The 13112-nt window shown below is 55.3% G+C and carries 9 protein-coding genes; 8 read left to right on the forward strand and 1 reads right to left on the reverse strand.

The window, feature by feature from the left end:
* Positions 1-195 precede the first annotated feature (195 nt).
* The 8 genes from A6V37_RS35050 to A6V37_RS35095 all read left to right on the forward strand — a co-directional run bounded on the left by A6V37_RS35050 (position 196) and on the right by A6V37_RS35095 (position 11769).
* Complete coding sequence (locus tag A6V37_RS35050) at positions 196-1137, forward strand: LysR substrate-binding domain-containing protein (protein ID WP_064271916.1); 942 nt, start codon at positions 196-198, stop codon at positions 1135-1137.
* Positions 1138-1985: 848 nt separating this feature from the next.
* Entirely contained in the window at positions 1986-3029 is a 1044-nt protein-coding gene (locus A6V37_RS39725) for an oxidoreductase (protein ID WP_075643608.1), read from the forward strand.
* A 725-nt stretch (positions 3030-3754) separates the two neighbouring features.
* The gene (locus tag A6V37_RS35065) at positions 3755-4486 is read left to right on the forward strand and encodes a type IV toxin-antitoxin system AbiEi family antitoxin domain-containing protein (protein ID WP_064271913.1); all 732 of its coding nucleotides are present in this window, start codon (positions 3755-3757) and stop codon (positions 4484-4486) included.
* Between the two features lie 510 nt (positions 4487-4996).
* On the forward strand, positions 4997-5605 hold the full coding sequence (locus A6V37_RS35070; protein WP_064271912.1) for a DDE-type integrase/transposase/recombinase: 609 nt from the start codon (positions 4997-4999) through the stop codon (positions 5603-5605).
* A gap of 123 nt (positions 5606-5728) precedes the next feature.
* Complete coding sequence (locus A6V37_RS35075) at positions 5729-6415, forward strand: hypothetical protein (RefSeq protein WP_064272041.1); 687 nt, start codon at positions 5729-5731, stop codon at positions 6413-6415.
* Positions 6416-6425: 10 nt separating this feature from the next.
* Positions 6426-8435, forward strand: coding sequence for a Mu transposase C-terminal domain-containing protein (locus A6V37_RS39730; RefSeq protein WP_082904894.1), 2010 nt, complete (start codon positions 6426-6428; stop codon positions 8433-8435).
* Between the two features lie 26 nt (positions 8436-8461).
* On the forward strand, positions 8462-9484 hold the full coding sequence (locus A6V37_RS35090; RefSeq protein ID WP_064271909.1) for a TniB family NTP-binding protein: 1023 nt from the start codon (positions 8462-8464) through the stop codon (positions 9482-9484).
* Entirely contained in the window at positions 9481-11769 is a 2289-nt protein-coding gene (locus tag A6V37_RS35095; RefSeq protein WP_064271908.1) for a TniQ family protein, read from the forward strand. The genes A6V37_RS35090 and A6V37_RS35095 overlap by 4 nt, the downstream gene beginning before the upstream one ends.
* 263 nt (positions 11770-12032) lie before the next feature.
* Here the strand turns inward: A6V37_RS35095 and A6V37_RS35100 are convergent, their stop codons facing one another.
* Positions 12033-12965: a 2-hydroxyacid dehydrogenase gene (locus tag A6V37_RS35100; RefSeq protein ID WP_064286829.1), complete on the reverse strand. Its 933-nt coding sequence runs from the start codon at positions 12963-12965 to the stop codon at positions 12033-12035.
* Positions 12966-13112 lie beyond the last annotated feature (147 nt).

Consider the following 13112-nt stretch of genomic DNA (forward strand, 5'->3'; position numbering starts at 1 on the left):
ATCGGAAGATTGATGACGTCGAAAGTTCGCCCGTCCGACGTGTCGGCACGCATGAGGCGACATGACATTGCGCGCTGCAGGGACTTCATCGATCTCGCCGCGTTGATGTGCTTGCATTCTTTCGCTTTATCTGTCATTCTGCAATGACATATCCGTCATATTAGATATGCATAAATTGCAACTCAGGAGACTGCCATGGAGCTTCGTCAGTTGGAATTCTTCGTCCATGTCGCGGAACTGGGAAGCTTCACACGGGCCTCGAATTTCCTTTCCGTCGCCCAGCCAGTACTGAGTCGGCAGGTGCGCGCATTAGAGGTGGAGTTCCGGCAGACGCTTCTGGAGCGTAACGGTCGGGGCGTAACGTTGACCGAAGCGGGCAAGCGCTTTCTGGAGCACGGGCGGAGCGTCCTCGCACAAATTGAGCGAGCCCAACTCGACATGGAGGAAGGTCGAGGCGCCTCGACGGGACGGCTCGTAGTGGCGCTGCCGCCTAGCGTCAGCCATACGCTTACGGCGCCACTCGTCAGAGCCTTTCGCGAGCGCTTCCCCAAAGCTACCCTTAGCGTCCTTGAGGGGTTGTCCACATACGTGCTGGAGTGGCTGGCGATTGGGCGTGTCGACTGCGCCGTGGTCTATACTGTCCCCACTTCTTCTGGCGTTGATTTAGCGCCAGTACTCGATGAGCAGCTATATCTGGTCTCCGGTCGCAAAACCGGCGCGGCTCGAGCCACCATTCCAATCGACGACGAAATTAGCCTGGCAGAAGTAGCCGAACGGGATCTCGTCATGCCGAGCCGGCCTCATTCGATTCGTATGCTCGTCGAAGCAAGCATGGCGCAGGCCGCGCTGAAGCCACGAATCGCGCTCGAAATCGAAAGTATCCCAGCGATCCTGACTCTCGTACGTGATGAAGACGTACATGCGGTACTGTCGCTTAAGGCAGTCCGATCGCGCGGGCACGAGCATGATTTTCACGTGCGGCCTATCCGTCAGCCGACTCTCGAAACCACGTTATGGATCGCCACTTCCGCACAACGTCCACACGGGCCGCTGCTTAACCAAGCAGTTCCCCTATTGCACAGCCTATTGCGCGAACATTGGATGACCGCTGTTCAAGGCGAACCATCACTAGCGTGAACTCTGGCATCCGAAAAGTTAGTCGGGTGCCGATGACGGTGCGAGCCGATGGCCTCGCGGGAGACGTCTCTTCTTTACCTTATCGCGCGGGTTGCGGAACTCACCGCACTGCGACGAACCAATGCTGACCTGAGCGTCCGTTCGGATTCACGAGATCAGATGCCAAACATATCGGCACCTGGCAATGAGTCGATGCCGGGTAGTACCACAACCCTCTGCACATGGAACAATGTTAGCTTTTCAGTTCAAATCCCTCGTTCGCCTTGCGAAAACGTTGGCGAAACACCAACACACAGTTCTGCCCTAAATCCGAGCGCCAACCCCGCCTCTCGTGACACTACGAAGACATTGCGCCCGAGAATTGGGGAGTAAAACACTGCTGTGCAGTACTCTCCACCACGGAAGAAGCGATGTCGATACGGAAGAATGTGACCGCCCTGAATCATCGATAAGTGTTACATGCCTGCATCTAACAACGTCCTCGGCGAACACCCAACGATCTCTCGATTGTTCGCCAACTGAATTGGTTTTCCGACAACGCAAGGACCATTCCGACGCTGGAATCTCGCTAGAGTCTCTGAGCGTCCCACCTCGGCCAAGGTCGAAATTGCAGATTCGCCGTTTGAGCTACTGCCCACCGGGATTGAGGGAAATCGTGTCACCACTCCCACGTTCGACTGCGATCGCTTGCTCTTCACCGCGACGCACATCGCGATGTCCCGCTGTAACATTTGGGAAGTAATACCTCTGCCCTCCCGAGCCCCCCCAGATTTTCGATGCTCTATTTTTGGTCTTGCAGAACGGCGCCCATATATGCGATCATCATTGATACATTTAAAGAGGTACCCATGATAGCGAACGAACTTCTCACTCCCGTCTCACTTGGCGCGCTACGCCTTGAGAATCGCGTAATCATGTCGCCAATGACACGAATGCGCGCAGATGCCGATCAAGCGCCACCAGATTACGTCGGTACGTACTACGCTCAGCGCGCCACGGCAGGCCTGATCATTTCTGAGTCTATCGCTATCCGAAATTATGGCGATGGCTGGCCGAATGTCCCAGGGTTATATACGGACACTCAGCTCGCTGCGTGGCGAAGCGTTGTGAATGCCGTTCACGCTCGAGGTGGTCTGATCGCAGCGCAACTCTGGCACGTCGGGCGTGCCCGATTGAATCCACCTGGTGAGGAGCGACCGAAATACTGGGCACTCACGGATGAACTGCACCCACACGATTTGGACGCTATCGATATTGTGCAAATCCCGTTGGACTTCGCGAGAGCTGCACAGCGCGCGCGAGAGATCGGATTTGACGCAGTAGAAATTCATAGCGGTAGCTCTAACCTGCTCGATCGCTTTCTTCGTCCGTCGGCAAATTTGCGTGTCGACCACTACGGAGGGGATACGAGCAACCGTACGCGGTTGACACGAGAAATCGTCGCGGCGGTTGCAAACGCCATCGGACCAGACCGCGTGGGCATCAAATTCTCTCCGAGTGCACCAGTTCGTGGCGAATCGGACACTGCGTCGTCCGTTACGTTTGCGTCGCTTCTGGCTGATCTATCGCGTATTGAGTTGGCGTACGTTCATGTGACGCGTGTTACGCACGATGATCGTGCACGAGGATGGGGCGAGGGGTTATCTTTCGAAGAAATCCGCGACATGTACCGTGGGCGGTTGATTGGCGCAGGTGATTTCGTGCCCGGCGATGGCCGGCGGGCCGTCGAGAGTGGCGTGCTTGATGCAGTTGCATTCGGGCGCGTGTTTCTCGCAAATCCGGATCTCGTCCGTCGAATCGCCCTTGATGCGCCCCTCAACGCGCCCGACCACTCGACATTTTATGCACCCGGCCCGCGCGGGCTCACGGACTATCCTACGCTTGAGACTTAAGCCCGGATGAGCAATGCTCGGGATCTCATGTGGCCTAAGTCGTCTCGCTGCGCCCCTCGCTTTTGAATATTGAGACGGTTGAGGTCTAACGTCGCTCCTTTCGTGGCAACGCCGACACGGAAGGCGGCGACGAGTTTTTGAGGTCATCCGGTAAGCGCAAATGATCCTGTCCCGGGAATCCTCGCACACGAGACAGGCGACGTTAAATGACCATGACGATTCGAGGACGATTCTTTTCTAGAACTTTCGAGCTTCCTATCCGCAACGAGCACACGAATACTCTCCCCAAGCAGGCGGCGTTCAATACTGACGAAACGACATCGTGTCGATTTGCACGGAATCCTGACCCCCACGATTTGCATTGAATTCTCACCCTCCCATTGGAACAACTTTGCGGGCTATGGTCGTACGCGAGCTGGGTTCGTTTCTATGGTTCTCTTGGAACGCTATTTGAAAGAATTTGTGCGAAGCGAAGCGCCCTCCAGCAGATTTTACGCATTAAACACTACTCCGGTAATCACTCTGCTCTCGCCACAAACAGCGGCGTTTTCGGTAGTTTCCTCTGACCGTTCCGCAAGCAATCAGCAGCGAACATTCTGAAGGGCCAGGCGTGCAACACGCCTGACTGCTTGATACCTCAAATCGTATACCGCGTTAAACATTTGCAGATAATCAAATGAAGTCGGCATATACTGAGACCAGATAACGCGAAACGGCGGGAGACGATGAGCAACAAAACAGTCCAGCGATTGATGCAGGAAAGCCGGCGCGGCCATCCTGTCGATTCAGGCATGCTCAGGGACATGGGAATCAGTGCTGCGCTCGCGTCCCACATGGTCAAATCCGGCTGGCTGCAACGGCTCTCGAACGGCGCATACCTTTTGACCGGGGACGCGCCAACAAGGGATGGTTCGATCGCGTATCTGAGTCGACGCATCGCCGGTCTTCACGTTGGGGGAAAAACTGCGCTTTCGTGGCAGGGCGTCCGTCACAACATCGCGTTTCACGAGAAGGTTGTGCTATGGGGCCAGAAGCCCTATCGCATCCCCTCGTGGGTGGACCAGCACCTCAGCTACTCGTTTCAGACCACGGCGCTGTTCGACGTCGATCTGCCCTACGAAAACGGCCTCAAGCCACTCCCCTCTGGCGACCCGGAGGTCAAGGTGTCAGTGCCAGAACGCGCCATCCTGGAACTTGCCAGCGACATCGGCAAGGGGCAGTCGTTTGAGGAAGCGAGCAACCTGATGGTAGGCCTGCGCAATCTGCGCGCCGACGTGCTGGACGAGTTTCTGAGCCATTGCCACCGGGTGAAGGTGGTCAGGCTCGTGCGGGACCTCGGCCTTGAGGCGGATTTTTCGTGGGCTCGGGGACTTCAGAAGCATGTAGACCGTCTCGGTGCCGGGACAAGATGGTCGAATCGGACAAAAAATGGACGGCTAACTCTCAAACCGGAATGAATGTAAATCCCGTCTAGTTGATGCTCGCATTGCGCCGTTTAATGATTCGATCCGCGCATGTGAATGAGGCCGGCTACGATTCACCGTCACCCTGTCGCTTGCATATGTATGTCGAGCGGCGCAACGAATCGTGAAGCCCCGAACGCACTGAGGATATCCCGGCTTCCAATCGTTCCAAATGATTTATCAGACATTACGCCGCACTTGAACAGCGCGCGGCGAGGCACCATGAAGTTCCTCTCAGCGCGAACGAGCCGAAATTAACACGATTATCTTTTAACATTTACAGATAATTCCAAAAGAATCGAAATACCGATAATCTGTATTTATTGCAAAAATTTATAACCATATATATATTTAACGTAGCTACACTAATTGATCCCGACCCTGTCTGGAAACAGTGAAACTCCGGCGGGCACTCGGCACCGCCATGGATCGATGGCGTTCATTCCGTAGGTGAGAAATTCCGCCAAAGATTGCTTTCTTGACGAGCCTTAGGAGGACCTATCGATGCTTATCGTGAATCGTCTGCGACGTGACAAGGGGCGCTCCAACCTGAACCGCAAATCGCTGCATCGGTCCATGAGCCAAAACAATCTGCTGCTGCATTGCCCTTCGGATAAGGCACCGGACCATCGGCATGAGGGCAAGATCATTACCCCCGGCCCGAATTTGCGTTGGGTATCGGATAACTTGGAATTGCGGTGTGAAAACGGGGAAATCGTCCGTGTGACATTCGCCATTGACACCTATTCCCACGAAATCATTGGGTGGACGGCGGGCAAGGTCGGTTTTACCGGGGATTCACTGCGAGACTTCATGCGCCTGTGTATAAAGCGGCGATTTAGGCAGCATCGAACGCCGCATGCAGTCGAATGGCTCTCGGACAAAGGGCGTGTCAACACTTCATACGAGACAGTAGCCTTTGCGATAGGACTTGGCCTGCTGCCGCGCTTTGCGGCACTTAGCTGTACCGCATCCAAAGGCGTGGCGGAGTCGTTCGCGAGGACGTTACTGGTTGACTACCTCTACGCTTATGGTCGGCGCGACGCAGTAACCGTCCTCGCCCAGCTCGACAGCTGGTTCGAAGGCTACGGGGCACACCCGCGCAGAGCGTGAAGACACAGTCACCGCGCGAGACCATCCGCGAAGAAATGACGGTCGCCTGCTCGAATGAACCGCCTCAATTCAAATCACAGCATCGATATCAGATTCGACGAACCCCCTTCGACCAGGGTCCGCATGCAAACACCCATCAGCGCGTCCGGGAACCGGATTGTCTCCATTCTTCACCCTGCCGAGGGCCAGTTACGTGCCAAAACTATCGTCAGCCGATCCAACGCGACGCCATCCGGGAAATATCCGTCATGGAAGATGGGAAGGATGATGCAGTGGGGAAAAAGCAGCGAGCTAAACGCGTTCCGCTTGCTTGACGCAGAACCGAGAGTCCTCGCCTTCAGAGAATATCCTTTAGCGATCCAACTCATCTGCAACGACCGGGCGTTCAAGCACTATCCAGAAATACAGGTCGATCTAAGCTCGGGACGCGAGCTTTGGCGCGTGTGCACAGCAGAACAGGCTGCCTCCCCTGACGAAGTTGCCTTGACTTCTCTACTGAAGGCCCAGCTCCCGTCCTATGGGTATACCTATCGCATCGTTACCTCGGAATCCCTTGCCCTGGAACCTCGTCTTTCAATCGCACTTTCGCTGCTGCGCTACGGGCGCAAGACCATCACGTTGACAGAACGCGAGCACCTGCTGCGCATCCTCGAAAAAACGGGTTATATCCACTGGGGTACAGCGGATGCCGGCCTACTTGGTCCACGCAGCCGCACAATCATCTCCCGGCTCGCGCTCGAAGGCATGCTTAGCGTCTCCTGCGACGCTCCCTTGAATCCCAAAACCACTTTCATCTGGTGCAGTATTTAAGGAATCCAAAATGAGTACATCGAGATTTCGAGCAGGAGTGCGTGTCATAATCGATGGCATAGATGGGACTCTATTTAGAAAGCTCGACGACGATACGTGGCAGATCGAGGACGACCGCACAAGGCGAATCCGTGAATACAGACAAGGTGACCTTCTTGCGCTGTATCAATCTGGAAAGCTTGTGTTCGCCGTCCGCCCAGAAGGAAATTCTCGGCGCCGCTATCTCCCTGAGGCTCACGCTGACAAGGCAGCGTGGGATATCGCAAAAATACGGCGCAGATATGTTCTAGCCGTGATGGATATGCCAAGCCTGGGACAGCAAACCAGGGATTTGATACATCGGACATGGGAGAAGCTGAAAAACAAGCCAGCGAAATGTCCATCGGAGGTAACCGTTTGGCGTTGGAAGCTCCGCTACCTTAATGCCGGGAGGGATATCCGTGCACTACTTCCGGCCAAGGCACTCAGGGGCAATAGAAAGGAACGCTATCCGGATGAAGTTCTCACATTCGTCGCAGAATCTATTGAAGACATCTATCTGACTTCGGAGAGAAAAACAATCCAGGACACTCTCGATGAAGCACTGGATAGGGTTATCAAAGAGAACAAGCTTCGACCGAGCTCTCAGCAACTGCCCTTGCCTACGTTCCGTCTCGTTGCACGTGCGATCGCCAGGATTCCCGAATTCGACCGCTATGTGGCCCGTTATGGCCGTACTGCCGCGGAAAAACGCTTCCGGGCAGTCCTGCATCATCACGTGACCGGCGCCCCCCTGGATCGCGCACAAATAGACCATACGCCACTTGATCTGATTGTAGTTGACGATGAGTCGCTGCTCCCGCTGGGACGACCGTATGTAACAGCGTGTCTGGACTGTGCCACACGTTGTGTACTCGGCTTGCATATCAGCTTCGAACCCCCTAGCCACCTAACTGTGGCCCGCTGTCTGCAACATGCTTTTATGCCGAAAACGTCGCTCATTCAATCATATCCAGAAGTCAAGAATGCATGGATAGCTTACGGTGTCATGAGCCAGCTAGATGTAGACAATGGTCTCGAATTTCATAGTGACAGTTTCGAAAATGGATGCTATTCGTCGGGTATCGAAATTAACTATTCACCACGCAAAAAAGCGTGGTTCAAGGGAAAGATCGAGCGATTCCTGAAGACATTTAATGAGAACGTTTCTCACGGAATACCGGGAACAACATTCAGAAATATTCTCGAAAAGGACGACTACGATCCAACAAAATTCGCGGTTGTGCGGTGGAGTACCCTCAAGAAAATTTCGCATATCTGGGTGGTCGATGTATATCACCAAAAAATACACCGATCGCTGGGCGTACCACCCGCGATCAAATGGGCTTCCAGTATTCGCCAGGAAGACATCCCTCTCCCCGACGACCCGAAATCACTCAATTTCATCTTCGGAAAGTGCGATGAGCGGACCTTGTCTCATAAGGGAATTGAACTTCACGGCCTCTTCTACAACTCCGTAGAACTCACCTACCTGCGACGAAGGCTCGGCGACAGCCTTCGTGTAGAAGTGCGCATCGACACATCGAACCTGGGACATATTGTTGTACTCGCACCAGACAAGGCAGAAATGTACGACGTACCTTGTCTTCGTATCGACTATGCGGCTTCGCTGTCGCTATATCAACATAGAATTTGCAAGCGATTCGCCAACAGGCACCTTGAAAACTACTCTCCGGAAGGATGGCTAGAAGCAAAATCCCTGATCCGGAAGATTGTAGAGGAAGAAATCTTTCATAAAAAACGTCGGACGCGCTCGAAGGCGGCACGTTTCAGAAACATGGATGCCACCGAGTCGTCCACTGCTGAACGCGTTCCGCAGACACCAGCCCTTCCAGTTTCCTCAAGCAGTGCTGCTGACGACTTTGATAGCTCTCTTCAGGATGACGTTGCCCCCACTCCGGATACGCACCCGGCATCAACCTCCAACCCGTCGCCACGGCGGATTACCCCAAGGTACCGCGACCGCGGACCGTCAGAATGAACCTAAGACTATCCACGAGAAAAAAGATGAAAAAACAGAAGCCACCCATTAGCCTGATCGAAGACACTCTGGTGCCACATCAGCCGTTTGAAAACGCGACGAGTCGTCTCGAACAATGCTTCGCATTTTCACACAGCAAAAGGGAGCCAATATGTATTGCGGTCGTAGGCGAATCGCGCACCGGAAAAAGCCGCGTCCTTACAGAGTTTTCCGACGCGCATCCAATTACACGCAGTGAGGAGGGACTGCACATTCCTATCCTCTGTGTCACTGCACCGTCCAAACCAACGGTGAAAGGCCTGGCCGAAACGATGCTCGAAGGCATGCAGGATCAAACATTGAATAGTGGAACGGAAAATTATAAAACGCGAAGACTGGTTCGCTTGATGAAGGAATGCGGCACATTGATGATCTTAATTGACGAGTTCCAACATTTCGTCGACAAAGCTTCAGACAGAGTAATCTACGATGCCGCAGACTGGCTAAAAACGCTAGTTGACAAATTGCGTTGTGTGCTGGTCGTCGCAGGCTTACCCTCGTCCGTTGGAATCCTAACCCAGAACGAGCAGTTTCAAGGGCGTTTCTATGCTCCGGTTCATATGCCGAGATTTGACTGGAAGATTGAAGCCCACCGGGATGAATTCATCGCCATTCTCGGTGCATTTCATGAATCAATGAGCAGATATTTCGATTTACCGAAGCTGGATGATAGAGGCATGGCTTTTCGATGCTACTGTGGTTCCGGCGGCCTCATTGGCTATGTGACGAAGTTCCTGAGGCAGGTCGTCTGGAATGCGATCGATGGAGGCAAGGAGACAATCACGCTGGCCGATCTTGCCGCTGCGCAAGATCAGGCAATATGGGCAGAAGAGGGGCGCACCGATCTGTTGAATCCGTTTTCGAGGTCGTTCCGTCCCACTCCCAACGATCAGCTTCTATCAGCCGCCCATACTATTGGAAAATCCGTTGAACCACCCCCAAAGAGCAGAAGAGGCGCCACTGGCCGCTCCAAGCGCATGACGAGCCGCGAGGCACTGAGCGCCACATGATGCTCGTACGCACGCCTTTTCACGCGCCAACCGAAAGCCTGCTCGGCTATGCGCTGCGCGTGTCCGAGACAAACGGATATGAAACGCCGTGGCATATCCTCAAACTCGCTGGAATTGAGCAGGGGGCAATGACGAATGCGGGTTTCCCTGTGGCGAAACTTGCAGCCATTCTGGGCCGGCGTCCGGAAGCGCTTCGCAACATCGCGTATATGATGCCCGTCGGTCGCCAGACGAGCTTCGTAATCCTTGAACATCAGCTTGGTGGCAGCCTCACTACCAGCCCTTTGAGATTACAACGTCCTGCACTGTGTCCGGAATGCGTATCTGATCGAGGATTCATAGAAGCCTTCTTTGATCTGAGTCTCGCCGTTGCTTGCCCCGTGCATGGGCGGGAGTTGCTATCTCAATGCGAGCGTTGCGGGAATCGACTGACACACTTTCGTCCCGGATTGCTCATCTGCAGATGTAGCGCATCTTTAGCGGAGCAGATCCGACCTACCGTAAGTGAGCGGATCATTGCACTGATGGCCGTTCTGAAGGCCAATCTCGAGCGCGTTGAACTCTCATCAACCACGCCAGTAGCAGGCTTCCCGACTGGCCAGTTGCTAAGCATGCCGCTGCGCTCATTGCTGACGCACCTTCCGAAATTCGGCCGCTTCAATCGTGCGACCTACGCGCCAGATTCACTGGAGTTTATTGATGGCGCCGCAGAGGCTCTTGAGGATTGGCCTCACGGCTTCCATCGGTTTCTCGACCTACACGGCCAGAGCAAGGAGGCTCCCTCATTTCATAAGCGCTTCGAGCAGTTCTCCGAACTGTTCTTCGGCGCACCAGAAACGCGCATGAAATTTAACTGGCTGCATTCCGAGTTTCTCCAGTTCGGACTGGCACACGAAAAGCGATCGTACGTAGATCCGAGAGCCATACCTGATCGCTCTCATGAACGCAGGCGCATCCCGTTGAGAGAGTTTTCAAGACGTACCGGCCACGACATACGCTCACTTGAAGCATGGCATCAGAGAGGATCTCTGGATATTATCAGTGTAGGAGCCGGGACGAACCGGCGGTACGTCGTCGATACCGAATCGATTACTTTGCCGCCTCGACCGCAAAGAAATGAGATTCTCGGAGAGCGCCAGGCAGCCGCCTGGATAGGAATCCCAGTGAGTGTCCTCGAGCGCTTACGGGATCTGGGCCAGTTCCCTATGCGTCACCATCTTTCATTCCGATATGGCTATCATCGGGCTGATCTGATGGCGTTCAGGGAGCGACTGATCGATCGTAGCCCGCTCATCGCACACGCGGCTTTACCCGATCAGATGATCAGCCTGAGTCAGATATTGCGCACGTTACGGCTCCATAGTGTGGAGCATAAGGCGCAACTTCTTATCGGCTACCTGAACGGTGAGCTGTCGTCTTTGGGCAGAACAGGCGACACCCTGGGTGAAATCTTCTTTGACAGAGAGCGAGTCATGGCACTCGCAGAAGCAAGCCGCGCTGTCATTGCCGAAGGCGCACTTACACAGAGGCAGGCCGCTCAAGCGATTGGGTGCGACGTTCAGGTAATAAGCGGCTTGCTCCATGAAAAATACCTCAAGAACGTGACGAGAGGTAAGTCGGTCCACATTGATGCAGATTCGGTCGAGCGGTTCGCCCAGAGCTACGTACCGCTCGCCAGATGCGCTGCCGACTGGGCGTCGAGTTCGCGGCATCTGAAACAGATCTGCCGTCAAGCACGAATCAAAGTACTCGAAATTGCACATTACGAAAACGGCAAGTCTCCTTTCATCAAACGCCGCGATTCTCAGCTTTTGCATCAAGCATTCAACGACGATAACCGCGCCAGATCTGCTGGGACGCCAAAAGAAACGAAACCAAACCCCGTCGACCAACTCCGCGCATATCTTCAGAATCTCACAGACAACGGGCAACCCCTGCCATGGCGAGGCGGCCTGCCTAACAAAATCGCAGTCGCGAGAGCGTGCGGTTTCGATCGCGACGTGTTCTACACCAATCCAGAAGCAATCGAACTTTTTCGCGCTTTTGTGTGCAAGGAACGTGATCGACGAGTAGTTGCAGGCGACTTCACGGATCGCCCCGTAGTCCGATTGCGGAGCTACCTGGAACAGTTGAAACAAAGCGGCGAGTCGCTTCCCACGTGTTACGGAAGGCCAAACAAGAGCGTCATCGCCAGGAACGCTGGCGTCGACCGCGACCTCTTTCATCGCAGCATTGAAGCAGCGAGGATGCTGGAGACGTTCGTGAACCCGAACCGGCGTAGATAGCTCCAATTTTCCGGCACTCCTACGGCGAGCAAAAGCTTGCACTACATGCAATATTCACAGTGCGGTTCGGTTATTCCGAAATCGCCGCGCCTTACGGGGTAAGGCTTTGCGCCCGTTTTGGAGGAAATTTCACTTTATGGGGAAAAGTGTGGTGAATATTTCACTTTATGCGGTCGGTTGATTTCAATTTATGGTGAATGGACCCATCGTAAGTCATTGATTTTATTAGAAACATCATTTCATTTTATGGTGTAACCGACAGCTCAGATCGGCGTCAACACCGCTTCACCCGCGAAATGCCGCCGGGCGTTGCTCAGGAAATTCTCGACCGAGGCGGCGACCGCCTCCGGCGAGCGCCCGCCCACATGCGGCGTCAGCACGACATTGCGCAGCGCCAGCAACGCTTCCGGCGGATGCGGTTCGCCCTCATAGACGTCGAGCGCAGCGCCGGCAATCGTGCCCGCCGTGAGCGCCTGGGCGAGTGCCGCCGTGTCGAGCACACTGCCACGCGAGACGTTGACCACGAAGCCCCGTGGACCGAGCGCCTCGAACACCGTCTTGCCGATCAGATGACGCGTGCCCGCACCACCGGGCGTCGCCACCACCAGGAAATCGCTCCATTGCGCGAGCGCTGCCACGCTGTCGAAATACCGCAGCGGCGAACCTTCACGTGGCTTGCGATTGTGATAGCCCATTTCCATGTCGAAGCCTGCGCCACGGCGCGCCACCTTGTCGCCGATATTGCCCAGCCCGACAATGCCAAGGCGTTTGCCGGCGACGTTCGGGCGCATCGGCAGCGTGTCGCGCCAGGCGCCCTTGCGCGTCTCCCGATCGAGTTGCGGCACGTCGCGCACCACCGCGAGCAGCAAGGCGAACGCGTGATCGGCCACGCAATGATCGTTGGTGCCCGCGCCGTTGACGAGCACGATGCCGCGCGCGCGGGCGTGCTCGATGGCGAGATTTTCATAACCGGCGCCCAGCGCGCTGACCAGTTCGAGTTGCGGCATGCGGTCGATTTCCGCGGCGCTCAGTCCGGTCGTGCCGTTGGTCAGCACGGCGCGAATCGTGCCGCCATGCGCGGCGACCGCGGCGGCTCGCCGGGTCGCATCGGGCGCGTAGACGACGTTGAACACGGCCTCGATACTCGCGCGGCTTGCATCGGTTAGCGGAATCAGAACCAGCAGGGATGGCGTCATGTGTGTGGCGGCGTCGGCGGGCTGAACGGGTTGCGGGTCAGTGTAGCAAGGCTCTGAAAGACGTGCCGGCCGACGCCCCTGCCGCGCGCGGTCCGCATGCCGCAGCGCACGCCGCCAAACGCGGCCTGACGCGGCTCAAGTCCATCC

Source organism: Paraburkholderia ginsengiterrae, assembly GCF_001645125.1.
Taxonomy (GTDB): Bacteria; Pseudomonadota; Gammaproteobacteria; order Burkholderiales; family Burkholderiaceae; genus Paraburkholderia; species Paraburkholderia ginsengiterrae.